Genomic DNA, 23,089 nt, shown 5'->3' on the forward strand with positions numbered 1-23,089 from the left:
AGGCGCCGGTACAGCCCCGGGTGTTTCTAAAGAACGCCGTTTAAGCGGCGCCCGCAACGGGATTCAACATGGTTCAGAGCATCACCTTGATCGTTGCCATATCCTCATCCGAAGGCTTGTGATTGAGATGCAGCAGTATGCGCGCCAGAGCACGTATCTGGTCGCTGACATTGTCGCTTTCGAGTAGCTGCTCCAGCGCGGCCGCATCTTCACTTTTAACCTTGTGCTCCGTTCTGGCCAGGGCCAGGGCGACAACCTTCTCCCCTTCACTGCTGCCGGGATCCTGTGCAATTCTTAGCAACGATTTCTGTGCGGCCTCGGCGGGAAAATGATTGAAGCTGTAGAGAATATTCGCAATCGTTTTGGTTCCAGGCGAATCCGCCAGGCTCACCGGCGCCACCAGGGCGGTAATGACCAGCAACACAAGCATGCGGACGTATTTCAGATACATAAAAAATCTCCCTCAAAGCATTTCAGCTGTGTAATTTAATCCTGCAGGGCGTCCTGTTTATCCGCAGCACGGCCGCTCGAAGGCGAGCATTGGCATTGATCATCATGCAACCACGGGCACAGGTGGCTTAAGTGTAGCCAATGAAGCACTGGCCCCTGCGCTAATCGAGCATGGAGTTTGATGGGATAAGGGCAGAATCATCATGACTATTGGTCCTCTATCAGCCCCTCGCCACGCCCGAGCGACCGGCCACCCCAGGCCGACTGGCGGGACTCACCTCTATTGATACCGTTTTAATTATTCACCAGGCGGGCAAACAGGCAGGAAACCTGCCTGTTTGCCCGATTAATAAGTTAAATTTTTGTGCACGTTCAGGCGCCGCAGGGCTCTATAACTGTACGGACATGATTTGTCCGTGGTCAGTATCACTACTTTGCAAGGAAGCAGCTTAGAGCTTAACAACCGGGGGAACAGCATCATGAGAGTTCAACTGCTCGTCACCAAAACGGACTTTACAGTGGCCAATATAGAACGAGAATTCCGCGATCTGGGTATTGGCTATCAGGTTAATTACCTGGAAGATCATCCCGAACTGGTCAGCCGGCACAATCTTCGCCACTCACCCAACATACTGATCGACGGCGAATTGGCATTTCAGCATCAACCGACAGAGACTGAGCTCAAGGCCTACTTTCAGCAACTGAAGCAGCGCCATTAGACGGCACAGTCATAGGCCTGCCGCAGCTAGAGCGAAAGCCAGGCCAGGCCTGCACTGTTGCGTCTGTACAGGCGTATAGCAGGCTCTGATCGGACAGCTCCCTACCCTGCGTAACTATCTTTAATGGCTAGAAACAAATTATAAGATAACGGTATAAACTATTTTAAGGAATCTATTACTTTTTAATATCAAATGCTTAGACGCTAAACCTAAGATGATTTAAAGCCCACCTTTGCCCCAGTTTTCGCCTTGCCTCAACCTCATTGCCATCCATTTTCCATTAACTTTCGGCCCTGCCATCAATCCAGGTCTGCTGTACTTCCAGCTGTTCATTCAGCAGTACCAGATTCGCCTGGTAGCCTTCGCGGATACGGCCGTACCTGTCCCCCAGGCGCAAGAACTCGGCCGGATAAAGCGACGCCATGCGAAGGCTCTCCTCCAGCGACAGCCCCAGCAGCTTCACGCTGTTGCGTACCGCCGTGGCCATGTCCAGATCCGATCCCGCCAGCGTCCCTTCAGGCGAGCAGACGCGGCCGTTTTCGCGCAGGATCGCCTGGCCCAGCAGTTCGAATTCGCGCCCCCCTACCCCTACGGTCTGAACCGCATCGGTGACCAGCATCATCTTGCCCGCCGCTTTCGCCCGCAGGGCGATACGCAGTGTTGCGGCATGCACATGGTGATTATCAACAATCAGGCCACACCAGCTATTGGCATCATCCAGCGCCGCCCCTACAACGCCAGGCTCGCGACTGCTGAGTGGCGTCATGGCATTGAACAGATGGGTAAAACCGCTCACCCCCAGGCTCAGCGCTTCGGTCATCTGGGCATAGCTCGACTGCGTATGCCCTGCGGCAACCACAATACCGGCCTCCACCAGATGCTGAATAAACCCGGGGCTCACCTGCTCCGGCGCCAGCGTCACCAGCGTGACTCCTTCGCAGTTCAAACTGCTCAGCAGCGCCAGGGCATCGTCTTCTGGCGAGCGAATCATGCTGGCGGGATGAATGCCCTTGCGCTGCAGATTCAGAAAAGGTCCTTCCAGATGAATACCCAGCACACCCGGCACGCTGACAAGCGCCTCCCGGGTTGCACCCAGTGCAGCTGTCATGACTTCGCGCCTGTCACTGATCAGGGTCGGCAGGAAGCCGGTGGTGCCAAAGCGCCTGTGGGCACGGCCGATGGCCCTAATACCATCGACATCCGGACTGTCGTTAAAGAGCACACCGCCGCCGCCATTCACCTGGGTATCGATAAAACCCGGTGCCAGCAACTGGCCACCCAGATCGGCAGTGCTGATGCCCGAGGGCAGTTGTTCGGGGCTTGCAAGCGCTTCGATACGCCCGTCTCGCACCCACAGAGCACGGCCTTCAAGCATCTGTTCGCCGTCAAAGATGCGGCCATTGATTAACGCATACTGCATCAGGATTCCCTCACATTTAACAGGCCAAGGGCCAGCAACAGGGCGCCATCCATCGCATCGCCAACAGGCGCACAGAGCAACGGCAGCAAGGCCGCCGGCAACCAGGGCCGCAGTGGCTCACTCAAGCCTCCCATCAGGCAGACCCGCCGGGCGCCGAGGCGCTGCAATCGCGCCAGCAGTTCGCCGGCATCTTCACCGCACTGCTGCAACAGGCGCAGCGCCAGCGAATCCTGCTCCGCGGCAAACTGCAGTACCAGGGGTGCAAAGGCACCGTAGTCCCGTGGCCGCGCCTGTTCGGACCAGTCCAGCACCTGGCTGTGGCTGTTATCGAAGCGCGCCAGCACGGCCTGACTCAGCGGCGTCTGCTCGATAACACCGTCCAGTGCCAGCATCGCCTGGCGCACCAGGTTCAGCCCCAGCCAGGCACCGCTGCCCTGATCCGAGATCATGAAACCCCAGCCGCCAATAACGTCGAACTGGCCTGCATTCTGATAGACCCCGCAGGAGCCCGTGCCCAGAATCAGTATGCCGCCGGGCTTACCGCCGTGGGCCCCCAGACAGGCGGTGTGGGCATCGGTTTCGATGGCCACGCTGGCGAAAGGATGGGGGAAGTCGCGCACCGAGGCTCGGCGCGCTTCATCCACGGCACCCGCCAGACCAAAGCCTGCATAGGTGCGCGACAGCACGGACCTGTCGAGCCCGGCCTGATGGAGGGCAGCGTCGGTCGCCTTGAGGATCTCTGCATAGGCATTGTCCACGCCCAGGCGCACATTGGCACTGCCCGAACGCCCTTCGCCCAGGATCTGGCCCTCTATAGTGCTCAGGCGCACCCGGCAGGAGGTACCGCCGCCGTCTGCACCGAGCAGGTAAACCGCGTTATCGTTCATGCTCTTTGCCTTGCCCTCTGATCCGTTAAAAGCCGTTGATGCATCCAACCCGGGCGCTGCTGCCCATACCGCCCTTAATCTCTTTTCTCTTTTCTCTTTTCTCTTTTCTCTTTTCTCTTTTCTCTTTTCCCTTTCACTAATCACTAATCACTAATCACTATTTACCACTCACTACTCACCACTCACTGCCAGCGGGTACAGCACATACCGCTAGCGGCTTTTGAGCTGGTCGGTTTCTTCACGTACACGCTGGTAATACTCGCAGTGTTCCAGTCGCCCGCCAGCAGCGCGATCCACAATCACTACCGCGCAAGGGTGCAGCTGCAACGCAGACGCAGGACAGCTGGCCGTGACCGGGCCTTCCACCATCGCCTTAACGGCATCGGCCTTGGCGTCCCCCGTTGCCAGCAGCAGGGTTTTGCGTGAGCGCAGAATTGTACCTATGCCCATGGTGATTGCCAGACTGGGCTGAAACTCATCGGCGCCAAAGAAGCGACTGTTATCCACCAGAGTCTGGGGCGCCAGGGTCTTGATCCGGGTGCCGGAGCCCAGGCTTGAACTCGGCTCGTTAAAGCCAATATGGCCATTGCGGCCTATACCCAGCACCTGCAGATCAATACCGCCCGCCGCGGCTATCTGGGCTTCGTAAGCCTCGCCGGCGGTCTGCGGGTCCGCCATGCCATCGGGCACCCAGGTATGTTCCAGCGCAATATCGATCTGGCTGAACAGGTACTGATTCATGAAATAGCGATAGCTCTGCGGATGCTCCGGCGCCAGGCCGACGTACTCATCCAGATTGAACGAACGGGCGCCGGCAAAGCTCAGGTTGCCGCTGCGGTAGCGCCGCACCAGCTCTGCATAGAGCGCTATGGGTGTATTACCGGTGGCAAGCCCCAGCACCGCATTGGGCCTGGTGCGCATCAAGCTACTCAGCTGATCGGCCCCCAGACGCGCCACCTCCTGCGCTGAATCAGCAATGATTACCTGCATAGCATTCCTCCAGCCCCGCAGGGCCCTTGTTGGCTTTGTTGTTAGAGCTATTCGTTGAGATGCGTTGCACGCTGCCTGTTTGCGGAGCAACGTGCGCCTCGTGCCTGCCATGACCAATAACCAATCGCCGGCAACGAAAGCAATACCACAACAATACCAGTATTTTTAAAAGGCGCAACCAGAAAGACCAGTCATCACCTTAAATGGCCGATAGTGATCACCAAATGACCAGATCAAGTATTTATTTTGCGCAGTGGTATTGCCATTGGCATTGCCTATGGTCTACATTGGTATCACCTGAGTGGCCAGCACCTCCGTAGAGGTACTGACCACCCCATTGCGACGATCCTGCAACACTAAACCCGGAGAACAATAACAATGAGCACGCCCGTCAAAGGTATCGCAACACGGCTTGGCAGCCTGTCCCTTGGTCTGATGCTGGCCACCGGCTCGGTCGGTGCCTGGTCGGCTGAAAAGCTGGTGATCGAAAGCTGGCGCAACGATGACAGCAAGATCTGGAACGACATCATCATTCCGGCCTTCAACCAGCAGCACCCGGATATAGAACTGGTGTTCTCCCCCACGCCCCCGAGCGACTACAACTCGGCGCTGCAGGCCAAGCTGCAGGGCGGCACCGCCGGTGACCTGATCACCTGCCGCCCCTTTGATGTGTCGCTCAGCCTCTATACCAAGGGCAACCTTGAGAATCTCAGCAGCCTTGCCGGCATGGACAATTTCTCCGAATTTGCCCGCAGCGCCTGGGTGACCGATGACGGCAAGGACACCTTCTGCCTGCCCATGGCCTCAGTGATTCACGGCTTCATCTATAACAAGGAGCTGTTCGCCGAGCTGAACCTTGAAGTGCCCAAAACCGAAAGCGAATTTTTCAAGGTACTCGACACCATCAAGAACGAGAGCCGCTATATACCGCTGGTTATGGGCACCTCGGATCAGTGGGAATCGGCCACCATGGGCTTTCAGAATATCGGCCCCAACTACTGGAAAGGCGAAGCCGGACGCCGCGGCCTTATTGATGGCAGCGAAAAGCTGACCGACCCGCAGTACGTGCAGGTTTGGGAGCAGATGGCCAAGTGGGGCCCCTACATGGGCCGCGGCTATGAGGCACAGAAATATGCCGATTCCCAGAATCTGTTTACCCTGGGCCGTGGCGTTATCTATCCCGCCGGTTCCTGGGATATTCCAACCTTTAACGACCAGGCCGATTTCGAGTTCGCCGCCTTCGCCCCCCCGGTACCGGACGGTCAGGATAGCTGCTACATCAGCGATCACACCGACATCGCCATGGGCATCAATGCAGCCAGCCCCAACAAGGCCGCGGCCCGCACCTTCCTGAGCTGGATGGCAAGCAAGGACTTTGCCGAGCTCTATTCCAACCAGCTGCCGGGCTTCTTCTCGCTGTCCAACCACCAGATCGAGATCAAGGATCCGGTGGCGCAGCAGTTCCTCAGCTGGCGCCAGGGGTGCGAACAGACCATCCGCAATTCCTACCAGATCCTGTCTCGCGGTACGCCCAGCATGGAGAACGAGCTCTGGAACGTCAGCACCCAGGTGCTTAACGGCACCCTGAGCCCAGAGGATGCCGCCAAGCAGGTCGAGGCCGGCTTGGCCCAGTGGTACAAGCCGCACCAGTAACGATGCCTCGGGGCTTGCCGGCAACGGCGAGTCCCGCACAGCAGGCTGCACCCTGGCGACCGGCTATCGACAAAAAGCGAATCCTCAAGGCGGGTACTGAACCATGTCTCACCCCAGTTCCATCCAGCGCCGCTTTCCGTGGCACATTCTGTTCTTTCTGGCCCCGGGCCTGCTGATCTACGTGACCTTCAGCGTTTATCCGCTGCTCGACACCCTCTGGCTCGGCCTGTTTCAGGAAGACGCAACCGGACAGCGTTTCTTCGCCGGTATCAGCAACTATCAGACCCTGCTGCTGGATGCCGCCTGGTCCGAGCCGTTCTGGAACGCGCTCTGGAACAACACCAAATTCTTTATCATTCACATGCTGGTACAAAACCCCATTGGGCTCTTTCTGGCCGCCCTGCTCAGCTCGCCACGACTGCGCCTGAGCAATACCTATCGCACCCTGATCTTCATGCCCACCATGCTGTCGGTGGTGATTATCGGCTTCGTCTGGCAGCTGCTGCTGAGCCCGATCTGGGGCATCAGTGAAGGCTTTCTGTACAGCATCGGCCTGGGGCAGTATTTCGATGCCTGGCTGGGCAAGGAATCCAGCTCGCTCATTACGCTGGCGCTGATTTCGGTATGGCAGTTCGTCGGCATCCCCATGATGCTGATCTACGCCGCCATGCTGAGCATTCCGGATGACCTGATCGATGCCAGCGTGGTCGACGGCTCCAGCGCCTGGCAGACCTTCTGGAACATCAAGCTGCCACTGATACTGCCCACCATTGGCATGGTGTCGATCCTGACCTTTGTGGCCAACTTCAATGCCTTTGAGCTGGTCTACGCCGTGAAGGGCGCCCTAGCGGGGCCCAACTTCTCCAGCGATATCATGGGCACGCTGTTTTACCGCACCTTCTTTGGCTTCCAGCTGCAATCGGGCAGCATCACCATGGGCGCTGCGGTGGCAACACTGATGTTCCTGATCATCCTGGTGGGTGTGATGCTGTACCTGTTCGTTATTCAGCGCCGCATGAAACGTTTTCAGCTCTGAGGGGACACAACCATGCTTAGCCTGCCCGGCCTCAAACACAACACCGGCAAGACCCTCATGACCCATGCGGTTCTGCTGACCTACACCGTTATCGCGCTCTTCCCGATTCTGGTGATCATCATCAACGCCTTCAAGAGCCGCAAGGCCATCTTCAAGGACCCGCTGGCCCTGCCGACGCTGGACTCGTTCAGCCTGGAGGGCTTCGAGCAGGTGCTGGGGCGCGCCGACTTTGGCCTCTATTTCGGCAACAGCCTGATCGTGACCCTGGTCTCGCTGTTCTTCGTGCTGCTGTTCGGCGCCATGGCGGCCTGGGCCCTGACGGAGTACAAGTTTCGCGGCAACCTCTTCCTGGCGGTGCTGATCGCCATGGGCATCATGATTCCCATTCGCCTGGGCACAGTGAGCATCCTCAACCTGATGGCGAGCCTGGACCTGGTCAACACCCTCACCGCCCTGGTGCTGGTGTACATCGCCCAGGGGCTGCCGCTGGCGGTGTTCATCCTGTCGGAGTTTATCCGCCAGGTGCCCAAGGAGCTGAAGGAAGCGGCGCGCTGCGACAATGTCAGCGAGTACAAGATTTTCTTCACCATTATCCTGCCGCTGATACGCCCGGCCATGGCCACGGTGGCCGTGTTCACCATGATCCCGATCTGGAACGATCTCTGGTTCCCGCTGATTCTGGCACCCGGTGAAAGCACCCAGACCATCACCCTTGGCGTGCAGCAGTTTATCGGCCAGTACGTGACCGACTGGAACGCGGTGCTGTCCTCCCTGACGCTCGCCATAGTGCCGGTACTGGTGCTCTACGTGATTTTCTCCCGTCAGCTGATTCGCGGCCTCACCTCCGGGGCTGTGAAATGAGTCGGGCAATACAGACACACAAGAATAAACGAGGTTAATCATGGCTGACGTCAAACTGAGCAACATCAAGAAAAGCTACGGCGAGACCCCGGTTCTGCACGGTATCGACCTGGACATCAAGCACGGCGAGTTCGTGGTACTGGTGGGCGCCTCCGGCTGCGGCAAGTCGACCCTGCTGCGCCTGATTGCAGGCCTTGAGGATATCAGCAGCGGCGAGCTGTGCATCGGCGAGCAGCAGGTGAACAGCCTGCCCCCGGCGCAGCGCGGCATCGCCATGGTGTTCCAGTCCTACGCGCTCTACCCCCACATGAGCGTGTTCAAGAACATGTCCTACGGCCTCAAGATCGCCGGCAAGGACAAGGCCTTTATCGAGGCCAAGGTGCGCGACGCCGCCAGGATACTGCATATCGATCACCTGCTGGAGCGCCTGCCCCGCGAGCTCTCCGGTGGTCAGCGCCAGCGTGTCGCCATTGGCCGCGCCATAGTGCGTGATCCCAATGTATTCCTGTTCGATGAGCCACTGTCGAACCTCGATGCTGCGCTGCGCGTAAAAACCCGGGTCGAGATCGGCAAACTGCATCAGGAGCTCGGCGCCACCATCATCTATGTGACCCACGATCAGGTCGAAGCCATGACGCTGGGCGACAAGATAGTCGTCATGAACCAGGGCCGGGTCGAACAGTGCGGCACACCGCTGGAGCTCTACCAGCATCCGAGCACCCGTTTTGTCGGCGGCTTTATCGGCTCACCGAAGATGAACTTTATCGATGGCAAGGTCGCCGCCATTGGCAGCGACCATATCGAAATTCAGCTCAGCAATGGCTGTCGCAGCCGCGCCTGTGTTGAAGCCGGCGATCTCAAGATCGGCGACAGCGTCACCCTGGGGGTGCGACCCGAACACATCGAAGAGCGCAGCGATGCCGGCACCCTGCTCAGCGGTGATGTCAGCCTGGTGGAGCGCCTGGGCGAGGCCAGCTTTATCTACATGACCCTGGGCGATGGCACCGAGATGGTCGTACGCGGCAGCGGCGAGAGCACCGTTACCACTTGCGAGCGTATCGAGGTATCCTTCGCCCCCCACAATGCCCACGTGTTCGACAGCAACGACCGTGCGCTGCGCAGGCTCAAGCCCGGCAATGTGCATTCAACCGCACAGCTGGCACAGCTCAAGGCCGTGGGCCAGGAAACACTTTAAGGAATCCGCCCGCGCCTATCTGCAGACAGGCGCGGGCATTGTTGCGGTACAGGATCAGCCATGGACAAGACAGACAGCCTCATTCACAGCATCTTCGACGCCCCCGTGGAAAGCTCGCGGGTCGCCAAGCCCTTGTACCTGCAACTGCAGCAACGCATCCGCGATGCCATCCACAACGGCCAGCTGCAATACGGCGAGGCCATACCGCCGGAGCGGGAAATCGCCAGCAGCATGAAGGTATCCCGCGTGACGGTGCGCCGCGCCATTGATGACCTGGTGACCGAGGGCCTGCTGGTGCAACGCCAGGGCGTGGGCACCTTTGTCAGCGATCGCGTGGAACAGCCGCTGAACTTTCTCAAAAGCTTCTCCGAAGTCATGCGCGACCGCGGCCGCAACCCGGGCTCCAAATGGCTCGACCGTTCCCTGGGCCTGGCCAGCGCAGAGGAACAGCGCGCCCTGAAGCTGGGTCCCGATGACGAGGTGGTACGCTTTCATCGCCTGCGCACCGTGGACGATCAACCCATGGGGCTGGAAATGGCCGCCATTCCGCGCCGCTTTCTCGACAACCCCTTCGCCATCAAGGATTCGCTCTATCAGGTGATGTCGGAACTGGGCCTGCGCCCGGTCAAGGCGCTGCAACGCCTGCGCGCCATTTCCATCGACGAAACCCGCGCCGCCCACCTCGGCATCCCCGTCAACAGCGCCGTGCTCTATATCGAGCGCCTGGGCCTGCTGGCCGACGATACCCCAGTGGAATTCACCCGCTCCTGGTTCCCAGGCGATGCCTATGATTTTGTTGCGGAGATTCGTAATCCGGATGGGGTGCCGGTGGAAAGCATTTAATAGCCAAAGGGCATCGGTTTCGACAAAGCCGATCTGTGCATTTGAAGGTTGGGTGAAGATTCGAAGGTTCGTGCGGGGTTACACTGATTTCTGTCGAAGTTATCGGGGTGTTGGAGTTTTGCCGGTGTCGGATAGCCCTGGTTTCGCCCTCCTGGGCGACTCACTTTTCTTCCAACGGCCGAAGAAAAGTAAGCAAAAGAAGGCCGCCCGAAGAAGCCTTAACACTACGCGCTGGACCAATTTTCCGGGCACCGCTGACGGCACGTCCCTATGCCGCATCGGCGGCTCGGCATCCATGCCTCGCCCCTGCCGGGCCTGATCGAAAAATAGGTCCAGTGCTCGTCGGCTTCTAACGGGTCGTTTGCCATTGGCCTTCGGTATGAAGATGCGTTTGATCGCCGATGCCCGGTAGCATTTCTGCTGGAGCTGGCGACTGACACGCTGGATATTTCCAACCAAGTTCGACCGGTATTCAGGCATGGTTATGCCGTCGATGCCGGCCGCCGCTTGTTTGTTTAGCTGCCCCCAGCTTTGATACAGGAGATCAGAATTCAGTAATCCGTATAAATTCTGAAACCTGTGCCGAGGGTGGCTCTGTGCTTTAAATGCGATGCTGTGCAATGCGGTTGTCATAGTGGTTCCAGCCCTACTTTGTCCGGCCTATGTGTCTGTTGCACAGCGGATATAACTGTCAGCCCCTTCGCCATGTGGCCAGCTTTCCTGACCTCGGACTACTATGAGCTGATCCGACTTCCACGTTGCCATCGTTGGTTTCGCCATCAGGCTTTACTTCCCTACCCCGTCCCTGGGGAGCAAGCGTGGATCTCTCAAGTTCCTGATCCATCTCTTCATGCATGCCACGGCTTGAGAACCCCGCTGGTTCGCCACAACCTCACCTGATACGGTTGTTTTGCATGGACTTCGACTGCGTTACAAGCCTCGTCAACCAGAGCTTTCTTTATTATCGGAGCGATGCCAGCACTTCAGGGACACGGTATCCCCTGTGGCCTACATGATTCTCTGTGTACGCTTCACCTGTCTTGTTCGCAGCCTCAAAAAAAAACTGCTCCGCCACAGGCGCAACACTCGATACGGGTGGCTGGTTAAACCTTACCCGACAGGGACTTTCACCCTGCAAGATGCATCAAGCTTCGCTTGACGCACTAACGCCCACATAAGCGGACGGAAACAGTTGGCTAAGATGTGTAGCGAAGCGAAACTCAGCCAACTGTTGGAGTTCCGTCTTAATGTGTGGGCGCCTCGAAAAACCTCGCCGACCAGCTGTACCCTTGGGTAAAATTCACAGCGTCTGATACAGCCACGGACTGATACCGATGAAGAAGCCACGCAGCGCCCTCAAGACCGATTTGTTTGCCGCCGATCAGCACCGGGAGAAGATCGACCGCCTGGGCGATCCGCTGGCGGAGATCAATCTGCACATCGACTTTTCTGCCCTGGCGGCGGCCGTTGATCAAGTTGCGCCGCGTCCGGTCAGCTCGCAGGGTGGCAGGCCTCCCTTCCCGACGGAGACGATGGTGCGAATTCTGGTACTCAAACGGCTATACAACCTGTCCGACGAGCAGATGGAATACCAACTGCTGGACCGCATGAGTTACCAGCGTGCGTATTCCGGCGAAGATGAACACCGATTCCGGACGAACGTGAACACCTGATTTCTCAACGCATCACGCCTTGGGATTATTAGCTCAGGTGTTCATCTTCGGTCAACTGCCCGAGGATTTTTCGCATCGACTCGCCCTTCAACTGAAGGCGGTGCGCGTTGTGCATCAGCCGGTCCAGGATAGCATCCGCCAGGGTGTTGTCGCCGATGCTGGCGTACCACTGATCGGTCGGCAACTGGCTGATCACCAGCGTCGAGGTCTGACCGTGGCGGTCGTCCATGATCTCCATCAGATCGTTGCGGTGGGCCGGCTTCAGTGGCTCCAGTCCCCAGTCGTCGATCTGTAGCAGCTGGACCTTCGCCAGCTGCTTGAGAAGCGCGTGGTAGCTGCCGTCCGCCTTGGCCTGAGTCAGTTCCAGCAGCAGGCGCGAGAGCCGGTAATAGCGGACACTGTAGCCCCGCAGGCAGGCGCTGTGGCCCAACGCACAGGCCAGGTAGGTCTTGCCGCTGCCGCAGGGTCCGGTGATCAGCAGGTTCTGGGCCCGCTCGATCCAGTCCCCCTGCGCCAACCGGGCGACTTGGGCCTGACTGACGTTACGCGGATGCTGGTAGTCGATGTCCTGCACGGTGGCGCTGAGCTTGAAGCGTGCCTGCCGTACCAGGCGCTCCTGCTTGCGGTGGTCCCGGCTCAGGCTTTCCTGCTCGACCAGCAGGCCGAGCCGCTCGATAAACGGCAGTCCCTCATAGGTGCCGACCTGTTCCAGCTGGGTTTGCAGGGCGCGGGCCATGCCGCCGAGTTTGAGGTGGCGCAGCTGCGCCAGAGTCTGAGTGCTCATGGTTTTTCCTTGGGTGCGTGAAGGCGTTAGTGGAAGCTGTGGGGGCCACGGATGTTTTCGTGCTGCTGGGACAGCTCGGTCTGGAGGTTGACCGGCTCCGGCACCCGGTCACGGTTGCTGTGCAGGATCGATTTGATCTGCTTCAGACGGATCAGGCCTTCCCGGTTGGCGATGCCGCAGGCGGCGTCCAGCCGTGTGGCCGGATAGTCCCGGCTGAGGTTGAGCAGCCCCAGGCAGACCCGGTAGGCCTGCTCGGGATGGGCCTTGGCTGCCAGCTGCTCGGCCACCCAGACCAGCACCTCGGGGCCCATGTCCTTGGCCCAGTTTTTGAGTCGGCCGGGCGTCCACTGCTGCTGTTTCTGGTGGCGTTTGGGCATGTGACTGGCCTCAGTCGTGGTGCCGGGCCGGTGCTTGCGCGGGTGGGAGGCGACCGGCCGTTGCCGGAAGTACAGGGTGATCAAGGTGTCGCTGGCATGCAGTTCCAGGGTCTCGCCCACGTATTGGTGCGGTACCGAGTAGTGATGTTGCTGGTACTGGACGTGGTAGTCGATGTTGACCTTGACCGGCTTGATCGCCACATAGCGGTAGGGATGACTGGGTAGCGGCCGCAGCGCCGACCGGTCCAGCTGTTCGAAGGCCTGCCGACGATTGCCCGGCAGTTGCTTGAACGGTTTCTGGTTCAGCTCCTCCAGCAAGGCGCGGATACACTGGTTGACCTCGGCCAGCGAGAAGAAGCTGTGGTGGCGCAGGCGGGCCAGGATCCAGCGCTCGACGATCTGCACACCAACTTCGGCCTTGGCTTTGTCTTTCGGCCGGTACGGGCGCGCCGGCACCACCGCGACCTGGTAATGCTCGGCCCAGTGCTGGTAACTCGGGTTCAGGTCCGGGTCGTAGCGACAGGCCCGGCTGACACCGCTGCGGAGGTTGTCGGGCACCACGATCTCGGTGGCTCCGCCAAAGTACTCCAGCATCCGCACATGACTGCCCAGCCAGTCCGGCAGTGACTGGCTCAGGGTCGCTTCGGCATAGGTGTAGTTGGAGGCCCCGAGCACCGCCACAAACACCTGCGCCTGGTGCACCTCGCCGGTGCTGGCGCAGATGATGGGCACCGTCGGCCCGCAGTAGTCGACGAAGCACTTCTCGCCGGCCCGGTGCGTCTGGCGCATCGACCGCTTCTGCTGACCGCACCAATGGCGGTAACGGTCGCAGAACTGGGAGTAGCTGTAACAGCGGTTGGGATACTGCTGGGTGTACTCCTCCCACAGCAGCTGCTTGGTCATGCCCTTGCGCTTGAGTTCCTGATGGAGGGCAGACCAGTCGGGGACCTGGTAACGGGTCGAGGGAGCTGTGTCGGCACTGGGATAGAACAGCCGCGCCAACTGGCTGTCGTCCAGCTCGTCGGGCAAGGGCCAGGCAAGCCCGAGCTCATCGGCTTTGTGCAGCAGCTTCTGGATGGCCCCGACACTGATTTTGGTGCTGTCCTTGATCTGTCGGATCGACAGCCCGGCGGCAAGCCGCAAGCGGAGAACGTCTCGGATTTTACGCATTGTGATCCTCTTAGCCGGCATAGCCTCTCCCTGAAAATGCGGAAAGGTTACCAAATAAGTTTAAATATCAACGCGTTAAGAAATATTCCGGACAAACGTGAACACTGATTCCGGGAAGATGAACAGTGATTCCGGTGCCGTGAACGGCGATTCCGGAAATCCGGCAAAAATGTTCACCTTGGGCCGGAACAGGTGTTCACGTTGAACCAGAATGGGTGTTCACGTTCCGCCGGAATGGCTGTTCACGATGGGTCGGAATATGCACAGCGCTTTTGCGGACTCACGCAGATCAGTAATATTCCGGACCGCACCACGATCTGGACATTTGAGAACCGGATCGGTGAAGCCGGCGCCAGAGCCCTGTTTGACGGTGTAGCGGATCAACTGATGCGCCGGGGCTATATTGCGCGCGGCGGTCAAATTATCGATGCGACCCTGGTCCCTGCGCCCAAACAGCGTATTCGCAGTCATGAAAAAGACATCATTGAGCAACAGGCTACGCCCGCCGACTGGAAGCCGGCCCAGCGCCGCCAGAAGGATGTGGATGCCACCTGGACCAAGAAGCATGGCAAGAGTCACTTCGGTTACAAGCTGTCGATCAATGTCGACAAGCGCTATAAGGTGATCCGCGCTATTGAGACCAGCACCGCCTCGGTGCATGACAGCCGCCACTTCGAGCAGGTACTTGACCCCTATAACACCAGCCAGAATGTCTACGCCGATCGCGGCTATGCCAGCCAGGCGCGGGAGGCGGATCTCAGGCAGCGTGGCAATCGCCCTGAAATTCAACGCAAAGGGGCGCGTAACCGTCCACTGTCCGACTGCCAGAAACGGCGCAACCACCGCATCGCCAAGATCCGCGCCCGGGTAGAGCATGTGTTCGGGGCCATCGAGCAGATGGGAGGCATGCTGATACGCACCATCGGTCAGGCACGGGCGAACGTAAAAATGACGATGATGGCGACCTGCTACAACCTGAAGCGGTTGGTGTATTTACGCCGAGCCCGAATCGAGGCTTTCTGATGGCCGCCGTGGGTCGAATGGCGCCCAGCAGGCGTGATTCGAACCACGGATAGGCATCAAACTGATGAAATAAACCTTCATTTGCCGGGGAAATCACCCTGTTTTTGTCGTCGCCGTAGAGCTGTTGCTCAATTCAGCGAAAATCATCGGTTAATCGAGGTGCCCGTGTTTGTTATAACTTAACTTTCATCATCTTCATCATACATTCCGTAAGATCCAAGCTCTTTCTTTAACCAGCCATCAGGAATAACATCGCCAACAGCTTCGACAATATCACCGTAATCTAGCGCCATTTTCACTAAATTCTTGACCAATGCTTTCGCGTGACTTGGGGATATGTAATGACCATGGCGCATCGAACCGGGTCGAGATATTTTTTTATTAATATTTAATACATTATCTAGAATATCATTTAAAACATCTGCATCATCTCGACGTGGTTCCTCTGAAACAGGCTCATTGAGCAGTATTTCTTGTAACTTAGAATCTAAACTTGGCCAAAGCGCATTAAATGATGTCTCTAGGTGTTTTTCTTGAATTGTACTTTCCTTTATATTTTTATTAATAGTTTTCACTAAAGCAAGAACGCTATCCTTTTCTAGTACGGTATGATTTAAATGTCTAAGAGGTGAGCCAGCATCAATATCTCTAACATCCAAATCTATTAAAACCGTACAAATTCGATTTTCCGACAACCCTTTTGACAAAGCTCCCGATTCAAAAAGAAGCCAAGGTTTGTCTTGATTTTCCTTTGTAACGAAAACAACACCAAAATTAGTATCTTTTAATTGCTCAAAGATCTCATTAAACCAAATTGAACCTCGGTCAATATCCTTCGAAGATACCCATGGCTCAACTGCTTGTATAACACATGGTATCCAATCCGAAAAAGCTAAAGCAGCTGAGTGACTTTTATTTCCAGACCAACTTAAAAATGTCTTCAATTTGATGCACTCTCCATAAGTTATAACGCCTGCGTAATAGGCGCGAGCTTGCGAGCGTCCTTATTGACGCACTTGTTAGGCTAACCATCTGTATTCTTTCCAGTTAAAATCAACTGAAATGTATCTGTACTTACTTCCCCCATATTAGTGACGAATGTGACGTTCATAATCCAAGTTAGGCCAGGCCGAGGGTCAGTGGAATACAATTCTAATTCAAATGCTCCAACTGACTTAGCAGGAATACGATAAGGTGGGACCAACTGTTTCTTCTGTTGGCCTACTTCATATTTAATTTCATGGAAGTAAGTTTGATTAGAGTTTAATGGACCTGCTCCGCCGCTCATCACTTGGCCAATTTCGCTAACGTCATATATGACATCTGTTACCAGCAAATCTCTTTCATTAACATTTTCAATTGATACAGAAAATATTGCCCTAAAATTGTTGATTACTCCAAAGAATGCTGGGTCAACACCATAAGTTGGAAGCTTAATCTCACTGGCTGCAAATTTAGCAGACAAAGTTTCTCTAAAAGAGGATTTACTCATGTTAAGAGCAAATTGACCGATCTTGGGCTTTGCTTCTTCGGTGATTACAGGTTTAACGGTTCGTGTTTCAATATATACCCAAGAAGCCAGTCCGATAGCAGCAACAAGAAATGTTAACCACACAATTTGCTGAATTACCTTATAAGCCTGCACTTTTGTCAGACTTGGGAAAATATTTTTCCGTATTACGTCTCTAAAAATTAAGGTGACGACACCAAGCGAAATCCCGCCAACCCCAGCAACTTTGCCAAGCGTCTCTAATAATGATGCATCCATGATGTATGTACTCCTTGAGAGCCTAACGCCTCACATCAGCGGCAGCAAAAAGCAGAGCGACGAGGGACGAGGAGCGCCGCTTTTTTCTGTCAGCTGGATGTGATTGTTAGCTGTTTTTCCTTCGTTTCCATAGCCACCCTGCAATTGGAACCAAAATGGCAGCCCATAGCCATTGCCAATTGTTTTTGAAAAAGAGACTGATCTTTTGTGTCGTTGTGACATTTACTTCGATAATTTTGTCAAAGGTTCTGATAGCTCTTGGGGTGCTGCGTCCGTCAATCTCCAAAAGAGCTGTCAAAGTGAGGTGCAATTTGTGCTCTCCTTCTTCTTTTGGATGAATCTCCCATTTCCATTTTGTTTGCTGTAATTTAGAGACCGCTTGTATTTCGGGGGTTATCGCAGTGATTTGAAACATATAACCGGAAAGTTGAGCTTCCATTCTGTCACTTACTCTAATTCTGGCACCCACCTTTTCACCTTCCTCAGTAATAGACTGTTTCAGTTTTTCTATAGTCTCAGCAAGGCTCAAGATAAGCTGAATCTGTGGGGAATCATCTATATTGATATCGGTTGGTGCGTTGAACGCAATCACTCCAAATTCCATTTCATTTAGCAACTCGTCAACGTTGCTTGGTGGTTCAGGGTCTGGCGGCGCCATTTCGGCCGGTTCCATTCGAGCTGTAAGATAAAATAAAGACATAGATGACAGAACGACAAGAACCATCACTACTCCGATACCAATTTTCCATTTGAGTTTCATTGATACCTCAGACAGCTAACGTTGCGCTCTGCGGCTATTTTGGAGCGCAGCGAAAAAATTGTCCGTCAGCAGCGCCTTGTTAAAAATTTTATGACAACAGAGCGAATATGCCCAGTATGGTTAGTATTGATATTACACGCTTTGCAATTTTTTCTACTCTCTCAAATGCTGCCGGACCGGCTGCGTAGGCAGATGAAAGATATCGTAGTAAAAGCCCACTTGCCATGCTTCCTACTGTTAATATGATAGAGGTGATTATGTATGCACATACGACTACGGCTAAGACTAAAAATGGCTTGTATTGCAACCAACCAGGATTAAATATTGAATAACCAAAAAATGACTGGACATTTGGTACAACGCCAGCAGCGACCGCGAGAAGTGCTCTAAACAATGCAGCTATCGGAGGAGAAATACATAGAATTAGCGAGGGTAATATAGCAAGCTTATAGTTCACCCAAAAAGATCGTACTTCTTGGTGACCGATTACTAGACCTGCCACGAGGCCCCAAAGCATCAGTATTATTGGAACCTTATTAAAAACCAAAGTGTCGAAGCTCAGTACTACTGCAAAAGCGATAGACATGATGCTTGCCAGTGATATGGCCTCTTTCTTTTCGGAGCTCATAGTTTCCTCACGTTTTAACGCCGCCGTAACTGGCGGAAAATACGGAGCGGTTTTTTGTAAAATAATGAGCGAAACGAGTGCGCAAAAAACTGCGTAGTATTTTGCGTCCAGTTTACGGCATTGTTAGAGTAGACTTGAAATGCGTACATGATTTTCAGAAACTCCCTTTCTTGAAGCGTGTGAGTTAACACCGCTGGGCAATGCCAAGCTGCCCCAGTAACGGTACCACAGGATTGCCAGGCACACACTTTTTTCCCTTAGACCCCTTGCTCTCCGGTAACGAACGAAACTGCGATACTCGTATCTAACCTCGTTGCTTCTACCGGCACCTCTTTCAACGAAGTGCGGACTCGCCACTTTAAGCCATACTCGATCGCCAAACCGCTCAAGTTCATTGCACACTGTAAACGTTGTAAAGCTGGCTGAAAGCGACATTGGCTAAAACCCCCATCGCACGAACTTTTCAACTCTAACATTTGTATCGTAGCCTCGGAGGCCGATTTACCCGAGGCTAGTATTTCCTGATGATTTTTCGTCAAAAACGGGCTCAAAGCCAGACACCATCAGCCTTCCAGGTCATCTGTTCAATCGAACTGAATCTGACAAAATGATCACCAAGCCTCATATCCACATTTTCACATCAGTCCGTAACCTTTTGATCGTAAAGAAATATTAGTACATATTTAGCCGCATACCTAGATACTGGCCTCCAAGGCCGTTTGTCCAGCTTGCGATACCCATGATCCCGAACAATACTGTACAAACATACAGCTAAAGGTTCTATGGAACTGCCAATGGATGATATCCCAAGGCTACTGCCTGCTCAGCCCGTTCGGTTCATGGATCGATTTCGGGCCTTTATCCGAGCCCGCCAAATGGCATATCGCACGGAAAAGACCTATTGCATATGGGTTCGCGACTTCATTCGCTACCACAATAAGCGCCACCCAGAGTCAATGGGTACGACAGAGGTTGATGCCTGGCTGAGTCATCTGGCCAATGACCGTTCTGTCGCCATTAATACGCAAAAAACAGCACTCAATGCAGTCGTATTTCTGTACAGGCAATTTCTAGGGCGCGATCTTGGCCAGCTCCAGTTTAACAAGGCCAGCAAGGGACGCCGACTACCGACTGTATTCAGCCATGAAGAAGCTATGCAAGTCCTTTCATTCATGGAGGGCAACCATAAACTGGCGGCGAGCCTGATGTACGGATCAGGCCTCCGGGTAATGGAGGCTGTTCGATTACGAGTACAGGATGTCGATTTCGGCCAGCAGTGCCTGTTCATTCGCGAAACCAAAGGCGATAAATGGCGACGTACCCTTTTGCCACGTTCACTGGTCGCGCCCTTGCAGCTTCAGATCGATTTCGCCCTGACACTGCACCAGCAAGATCTTAGCGAAGGTTTTGGCGAGGTTTATTGCCATATGCGCTTTCAAAAAAGTATCCCGCCGCAGCGACCAGCCCTGCTTGGCAGTATGTATTTCCAGCACCGAATCGTGCGCTAGACCCACGCAGCCAAGTCGTTCGGCGTCATCATGTCGGTGAACAACAGGTGCGTCGCTCAGTAGCCCGCGCGCTGGCGAAAGCCAGGATACGCAAGAAGGCGAGTTGTCATACGTTTCGCCATTCATTCGCGACCAACTTGCTGCGTTCCGGTACGGATATCCGCAATATTCAGGAGCTGATGGGGCACAACGACATCAGCACTACCATGATTTACACCCACGTAATTGGCGTGCATGAGCGGGGTGTAACGAGTCCACTGGATAGTCTTTCTCTCTGAAATACACGGCCAAAAAACCACGCTACCGCCCCACCGACGACGGTATGCCCTTGCGATCACAGGCGGGGCCAGCAAGAACAGAGGAGTTGAGATTGGGGAGAGGATTCACCCAGCCTGGCTTCCGTTGCTCAGCTGACGATTTGCTATGTTGACGATCTAATTTACGCACCCACTTCCTTGAGCGCCTGAACATGATGCCGAAAGCAGGGGCAAGGCTCAAGGATAAAAGTGAAAGGTGAAAGGTGAAAAAAGCGACAGCACCAGTTGGTGATTGGTGATTGGTGATTGGTGATTGGTGATTCACCGTTGTGCCTACAGCCCTGCCCGTCCAGCACTATCGGATCGACGTCCAAGGTCCCATTCCATCCACACTACCGAAACATCAGAACGGCTCCAATTCCCCCTTATGAAGCCGGCGAGCACTGGCGTTATTGTGCGATCAGGCCCGCAGGGGCGAAGACAGGGACTGTCGAGCCGCAGATTAGGCACAGGATGTGCCGTTAGCTGCGCCCGCGCAATGGCGTCAGAGCGCAGCGGAAAGGCTTCATTGGGGCGCGTTTCTTTGGTTACTTTCTTTGCGCGTGCAAAGAAAGTAACACGACCAGGAGGTCGTAACAGGGATTATCAGAAAGTCACCGTGGCCAGTTGTACCGCTGAGTATTTAGAAGGCTATCCCTCCTCACCGAGGATCAGAAAGTGTTACCCATGTCATTGAACTGAACTGTTACCTATGTGGGTTAACCGTACCGGGCGCCTTTCTTTGATTACTTTCTTTGCGCATGCAAAGAAAGTAACGCGCCAGCAAGGCGCAACACAAACCATCAAACCGCCTCGAAGCGTCCACCAGCACTGCAGACCAAAGGTCCAGGAAGTCTCAGCGCCCAGCAAAGTGTTACCCATGTTATTGAATTGAACTGTTACCTATGTAGTTGAACTGTACCGAGAGGTGGCATACCACCAACTGGTGCAATTCGCAGGCTCATTGGCACCCTACGCAAACCAGTACCTCACCCCACCACCAGCACGCTCTCGTACGGCTTACGGCTTACGGCTTACGGCTTACGGCTTACGGCTTACGGCTTACGGCTTATAACCTGCCTTTCCCCTCAGATATAAACCAGCAGATTCGCGTTATAGCTGTGGGCACACTCGTTCCCGTAACCGCGCTGATTGCTAAGCACCCGTGTTGCGCCTATCTCGAGATCGAAATTGTCGTGGGTATGGCCATAACACCAGAGATCGGGCGCAAATTGGTGAATCAGGTGGTCCAGGTCCAGGTTGAAATAGGGTGTCAGGTCACTGGGGTCAAAACGCCGGTTGGCCAGCGACATGCTGGGCGCAAAATGGGTCACAATCACGGTCTTGCCATTGAATGGGGTCGCCAGCTCCTGCGCCAGCCAGGCCTGATGCTGTTCACTCAGTGCCTGGCAATCATCAGCCGTAAACACCCGCTTTTGGTAGCCAATCACACGGAAGTCTTCAATCGTTTTCTGCGCCCGCAAACGCGCATCAGCCTGACGCCCAGAGCCATTGCCCAGGAAGCTGCTCCATAGGGTGCAGCCCAGGAAACGAACGTCTCCGATCACGACCGAGCCCATCTGCAGCACATGAATGCGTGGGTGGTTGACGAACCTTAACTTCAATGCGGATTCCGCAGCCTGGACATCGGCAATGCCGTAGCCTTCGTGGTTGCCAGGAACATACAGAACATGCGCGGCTGGAAAACCCTCGGACAGGTCCTGCAGATAATCTCCGACCTCCAGGAAGCTGGCAATGTCACCGGCCAGCACAACCACATCCGGATACTGCCTGGTACCCGGTATATGGCCCGCCATCATGCCCTTGGGCCAGCCCTGCAGTTCCAGGTGAAGGTCGCTGTGTAGCGCAATAGCCAGGGAGTCAGTCATAGATATGCTCTTGGATAATCACGTTAAGCTCCGCCGGCAAGGCCTTGGACTGTCGGTGGACGGAAGTTTGTGGTCATGCTATGCACCGCGCGGGGCAAACATGATGATGGCCATCCCCAAAAGCGCCACACCCGAGCCCATAAAATCCCAGACCGTTGGCCGAATACCATCAACCGCCCACAACCACAAAATGGCCATACAAACATAGACGCCACCATAGGCGGCATAAACACGACCGGCAGCTTGCGGGTGCAGCGAAAGCAACCAGGCAAACGCCGCCAGGCTCAGCACAGCGGGCACCAATAACCAGATTGATTTACCTTCACGCAACCAGAGATACGGCAAGTAACACCCAACTATCTCGGCCAGGGCCGTCAGGAAAAAAAGACTGACTGTTTTTAGTTCCGGCAATAGACGCTACCTCTTAGTGATCGATACTCCATGAGTGTCCAAGGCATCATGCCCACTCCCGGCTCCGGTTGGAAGGAAAGTTAGGGACAAGGGGCTAGCTGAAAGGTGAATAAAGCGACATTGGTGATTGGTGATTGGTGATTGGTGATTCGTCATGACTGCGTACCGGCCAAGGGTGCAATTCGCACCACCGGGATAGCAGAGCGGCTTCGATTCCCCTCAGCAGCCGACGAGCACCGGGATTATGTTCCGATCAGACCTGAAGGGGTAAGGCAGGGACTGCCGAGCCGTCGATTGGGGACATGGATGTCCCCCTGAGCGACGTCCGGAACATCATGCCGGCGCACAATGCAGCCGTAGGCCGGCTGATTGGGGCGCATTCTTCAAGGCAAAAAGCCTTGGTTACTTTCTTTGGCGCGAGCAAAGAAAGTATGTCGCCAACAGGCGAAACTCAAACTATCAGATGGCCTCGCGGCGTCCGTAAGCACAGCGTTTCCGAGGCTGATACCGGATTAGTCCCCAGCAAAGTGTTACCCACGTTATTGAATTGAACTGTTACCGAGGTGGATGAACTGCCCTCCCCTCAGAACCACGACAAGGACGCACGCCCGGCGAGCACCGCCAACGGCAGCAGGAAATCCGGCTAGCGGCCAGCGATAACCCTAAGCCGCCCCTCCCTGCGGCCAGTATTCTCCAACAGCCCCCTGGATTAGCGAAGACCTTCTATATTTAACTGCACCGGTATTTC

At 55.3% G+C, this 23,089-nt stretch carries 21 protein-coding genes and 2 pseudogenes; 10 read left to right on the forward strand and 13 right to left on the reverse strand.

Annotated elements, in window-relative coordinates; genetic code table 11:
• Positions 1-73 precede the first annotated feature (73 nt).
• A complete protein-coding gene (locus A8C75_RS11845; RefSeq protein ID WP_067382421.1) occupies positions 74-451 on the reverse strand; it encodes a hypothetical protein in 378 nt (125 codons plus the stop codon).
• A gap of 478 nt (positions 452-929) precedes the next feature.
• Between A8C75_RS11845 and A8C75_RS11850 the strand changes: the two genes are divergently transcribed.
• Complete coding sequence (locus A8C75_RS11850; protein ID WP_067382424.1) at positions 930-1,169, forward strand: hypothetical protein; 240 nt, start codon at positions 930-932, stop codon at positions 1,167-1,169.
• Between the two features lie 280 nt (positions 1,170-1,449).
• On the opposite strand, the gene nagA is transcribed toward A8C75_RS11850, so the two are convergent.
• The 3 genes from nagA to nagB form a co-directional block, all read right to left on the reverse strand.
• Positions 1,450-2,589 (reverse strand): N-acetylglucosamine-6-phosphate deacetylase, encoded by a 1,140-nt coding sequence (gene nagA, locus A8C75_RS11855; protein WP_067382427.1) that lies wholly within the window; start codon positions 2,587-2,589, stop codon positions 1,450-1,452.
• The gene (locus A8C75_RS11860; protein ID WP_067382431.1) at positions 2,589-3,476 is read right to left on the reverse strand and encodes a glucosamine kinase nucleotide-binding domain-containing protein; all 888 of its coding nucleotides are present in this window, start codon (positions 3,474-3,476) and stop codon (positions 2,589-2,591) included. The genes nagA and A8C75_RS11860 overlap by 1 nt, the downstream gene beginning before the upstream one ends.
• A gap of 210 nt (positions 3,477-3,686) precedes the next feature.
• Positions 3,687-4,466, reverse strand: coding sequence for a glucosamine-6-phosphate deaminase (nagB, locus tag A8C75_RS11865; RefSeq protein ID WP_067382434.1), 780 nt, complete (start codon positions 4,464-4,466; stop codon positions 3,687-3,689).
• Between the two features lie 378 nt (positions 4,467-4,844).
• Here nagB and A8C75_RS11870 point away from each other — a divergent pair, with 378 nt between their 5' ends.
• From A8C75_RS11870 to A8C75_RS11890, 5 genes are all read left to right on the forward strand, one after another.
• Positions 4,845-6,119: an ABC transporter substrate-binding protein gene (locus A8C75_RS11870; RefSeq protein WP_067382437.1), complete on the forward strand. Its 1,275-nt coding sequence runs from the start codon at positions 4,845-4,847 to the stop codon at positions 6,117-6,119.
• A gap of 103 nt (positions 6,120-6,222) precedes the next feature.
• Positions 6,223-7,155 carry a carbohydrate ABC transporter permease gene (locus A8C75_RS11875; RefSeq protein WP_067382439.1) on the forward strand — a complete coding sequence of 311 codons (933 nt, stop codon included), beginning with the start codon at positions 6,223-6,225 and terminating at the stop codon, positions 7,153-7,155.
• Between the two features lie 12 nt (positions 7,156-7,167).
• Positions 7,168-8,016, forward strand: coding sequence for a carbohydrate ABC transporter permease (locus A8C75_RS11880; protein ID WP_067382443.1), 849 nt, complete (start codon positions 7,168-7,170; stop codon positions 8,014-8,016).
• Between the two features lie 40 nt (positions 8,017-8,056).
• Positions 8,057-9,211, forward strand: coding sequence for an ABC transporter ATP-binding protein (locus A8C75_RS11885; RefSeq protein WP_067382447.1), 1,155 nt, complete (start codon positions 8,057-8,059; stop codon positions 9,209-9,211).
• Positions 9,212-9,271: 60 nt separating this feature from the next.
• Entirely contained in the window at positions 9,272-10,054 is a 783-nt protein-coding gene (locus tag A8C75_RS11890) for a GntR family transcriptional regulator (RefSeq protein WP_067382453.1), read from the forward strand.
• Between the two features lie 99 nt (positions 10,055-10,153).
• On the opposite strand, the gene A8C75_RS23960 is transcribed toward A8C75_RS11890, so the two are convergent.
• Positions 10,154-10,687, reverse strand: a complete 534-nt coding sequence (locus tag A8C75_RS23960) for a reverse transcriptase family protein (protein WP_067382458.1) — start codon at positions 10,685-10,687, stop codon at positions 10,154-10,156.
• Positions 10,688-11,388: 701 nt separating this feature from the next.
• Between A8C75_RS23960 and A8C75_RS11900 the strand changes: the two are divergent.
• Positions 11,389-11,676 (forward strand): annotated as a pseudogene (locus A8C75_RS11900) (transposase); the annotation flags it as partial.
• A 79-nt stretch (positions 11,677-11,755) separates the two neighbouring features.
• On the opposite strand, the gene istB reads toward A8C75_RS11900, so the two are convergent.
• Both istB and istA read right to left on the reverse strand, forming a co-directional pair.
• Positions 11,756-12,511: an IS21-like element helper ATPase IstB gene (gene istB / locus A8C75_RS11905; RefSeq protein WP_067382463.1), complete on the reverse strand. Its 756-nt coding sequence runs from the start codon at positions 12,509-12,511 to the stop codon at positions 11,756-11,758.
• 26 nt (positions 12,512-12,537) lie between these two features.
• The gene (istA, locus tag A8C75_RS11910; protein ID WP_067382466.1) at positions 12,538-14,079 is read right to left on the reverse strand and encodes an IS21 family transposase; all 1,542 of its coding nucleotides are present in this window, start codon (positions 14,077-14,079) and stop codon (positions 12,538-12,540) included.
• 243 nt (positions 14,080-14,322) lie between these two features.
• Between istA and A8C75_RS11915 the strand changes: the two are divergent.
• Positions 14,323-15,081: pseudogene (locus tag A8C75_RS11915) on the forward strand (IS5 family transposase); the annotation flags it as partial.
• A 179-nt stretch (positions 15,082-15,260) separates the two neighbouring features.
• Here A8C75_RS11915 and A8C75_RS23360 read toward each other — a convergent pair.
• The 4 genes from A8C75_RS23360 to A8C75_RS23620 form a co-directional block, all read right to left on the reverse strand.
• Complete coding sequence (locus A8C75_RS23360; RefSeq protein WP_157890277.1) at positions 15,261-16,025, reverse strand: toll-Interleukin receptor; 765 nt, start codon at positions 16,023-16,025, stop codon at positions 15,261-15,263.
• Between the two features lie 80 nt (positions 16,026-16,105).
• Entirely contained in the window at positions 16,106-16,849 is a 744-nt protein-coding gene (locus tag A8C75_RS11920; protein WP_067382472.1) for a hypothetical protein, read from the reverse strand.
• 106 nt (positions 16,850-16,955) lie between these two features.
• On the reverse strand, positions 16,956-17,609 hold the full coding sequence (locus A8C75_RS11925) for a hypothetical protein (RefSeq protein WP_067382475.1): 654 nt from the start codon (positions 17,607-17,609) through the stop codon (positions 16,956-16,958).
• Between the two features lie 88 nt (positions 17,610-17,697).
• Positions 17,698-18,237 (reverse strand): hypothetical protein, encoded by a 540-nt coding sequence (locus A8C75_RS23620; protein ID WP_157890278.1) that lies wholly within the window; start codon positions 18,235-18,237, stop codon positions 17,698-17,700.
• Between the two features lie 794 nt (positions 18,238-19,031).
• On the opposite strand from A8C75_RS23620, the gene A8C75_RS24100 reads away from it, so the two are divergent.
• On the forward strand, positions 19,032-19,745 hold the full coding sequence (locus A8C75_RS24100) for a phage integrase N-terminal SAM-like domain-containing protein (RefSeq protein WP_157890279.1): 714 nt from the start codon (positions 19,032-19,034) through the stop codon (positions 19,743-19,745).
• Positions 19,658-20,023 (forward strand): tyrosine-type recombinase/integrase, encoded by a 366-nt coding sequence (locus A8C75_RS24275; RefSeq protein WP_120785193.1) that lies wholly within the window; start codon positions 19,658-19,660, stop codon positions 20,021-20,023. The genes A8C75_RS24100 and A8C75_RS24275 overlap by 88 nt, the downstream gene beginning before the upstream one ends.
• Before the next feature lie 1,106 nt (positions 20,024-21,129).
• Here the strand turns inward: A8C75_RS24275 and A8C75_RS11935 are convergent.
• Both A8C75_RS11935 and A8C75_RS11940 read right to left on the reverse strand, forming a co-directional pair.
• Complete coding sequence (locus tag A8C75_RS11935; protein WP_067382478.1) at positions 21,130-21,930, reverse strand: metallophosphoesterase; 801 nt, start codon at positions 21,928-21,930, stop codon at positions 21,130-21,132.
• Positions 21,931-22,008: 78 nt separating this feature from the next.
• On the reverse strand, positions 22,009-22,341 hold the full coding sequence (locus A8C75_RS11940) for a YnfA family protein (RefSeq protein ID WP_067382481.1): 333 nt from the start codon (positions 22,339-22,341) through the stop codon (positions 22,009-22,011).
• Between the last annotated feature and the right edge of the window lie 748 nt (positions 22,342-23,089).

The organism is Marinobacterium aestuarii, from assembly GCF_001651805.1.
Classification (GTDB): Bacteria; Pseudomonadota; Gammaproteobacteria; order Pseudomonadales; family Balneatricaceae; genus Marinobacterium_A; species Marinobacterium_A aestuarii.

What these genes read in the sequence shown, in the direction of transcription:
- A8C75_RS11885 (WP_067382447.1), top strand. Translation starts at nt 8,057, where the DNA reads ATGGCTGACGTCAAACTGAGCAACATCAAGAAAAGCTACGGCGAGACC.
- A8C75_RS11875 (WP_067382439.1), top strand. Translation starts at nt 6,223, where the DNA reads ATGTCTCACCCCAGTTCCATCCAGCGCCGCTTTCCGTGGCACATTCTG.
- A8C75_RS24100 (WP_157890279.1), top strand. Translation starts at nt 19,032, where the DNA reads ATGGATGATATCCCAAGGCTACTGCCTGCTCAGCCCGTTCGGTTCATG.
- A8C75_RS23960 (WP_067382458.1), bottom strand. Translation starts at nt 10,687, where the DNA reads ATGACAACCGCATTGCACAGCATCGCATTTAAAGCACAGAGCCACCCT.
- A8C75_RS11870 (WP_067382437.1), top strand. Translation starts at nt 4,845, where the DNA reads ATGAGCACGCCCGTCAAAGGTATCGCAACACGGCTTGGCAGCCTGTCC.
- A8C75_RS11890 (WP_067382453.1), top strand. Translation starts at nt 9,272, where the DNA reads ATGGACAAGACAGACAGCCTCATTCACAGCATCTTCGACGCCCCCGTG.
- A8C75_RS11845 (WP_067382421.1), bottom strand. Translation starts at nt 451, where the DNA reads ATGTATCTGAAATACGTCCGCATGCTTGTGTTGCTGGTCATTACCGCC.
- A8C75_RS11860 (WP_067382431.1), bottom strand. Translation starts at nt 3,476, where the DNA reads ATGAACGATAACGCGGTTTACCTGCTCGGTGCAGACGGCGGCGGTACC.
- A8C75_RS11850 (WP_067382424.1), top strand. Translation starts at nt 930, where the DNA reads ATGAGAGTTCAACTGCTCGTCACCAAAACGGACTTTACAGTGGCCAAT.
- nagB (WP_067382434.1), bottom strand. Translation starts at nt 4,466, where the DNA reads ATGCAGGTAATCATTGCTGATTCAGCGCAGGAGGTGGCGCGTCTGGGG.
- A8C75_RS11935 (WP_067382478.1), bottom strand. Translation starts at nt 21,930, where the DNA reads ATGACTGACTCCCTGGCTATTGCGCTACACAGCGACCTTCACCTGGAA.
- nagA (WP_067382427.1), bottom strand. Translation starts at nt 2,589, where the DNA reads ATGCAGTATGCGTTAATCAATGGCCGCATCTTTGACGGCGAACAGATG.
- A8C75_RS23620 (WP_157890278.1), bottom strand. Translation starts at nt 18,237, where the DNA reads ATGAGCTCCGAAAAGAAAGAGGCCATATCACTGGCAAGCATCATGTCT.
- A8C75_RS11925 (WP_067382475.1), bottom strand. Translation starts at nt 17,609, where the DNA reads ATGAAACTCAAATGGAAAATTGGTATCGGAGTAGTGATGGTTCTTGTC.
- A8C75_RS11880 (WP_067382443.1), top strand. Translation starts at nt 7,168, where the DNA reads ATGCTTAGCCTGCCCGGCCTCAAACACAACACCGGCAAGACCCTCATG.
- istB (WP_067382463.1), bottom strand. Translation starts at nt 12,511, where the DNA reads ATGAGCACTCAGACTCTGGCGCAGCTGCGCCACCTCAAACTCGGCGGC.
- A8C75_RS11920 (WP_067382472.1), bottom strand. Translation starts at nt 16,849, where the DNA reads ATGGATGCATCATTATTAGAGACGCTTGGCAAAGTTGCTGGGGTTGGC.
- istA (WP_067382466.1), bottom strand. Translation starts at nt 14,079, where the DNA reads ATGCCGGCTAAGAGGATCACAATGCGTAAAATCCGAGACGTTCTCCGC.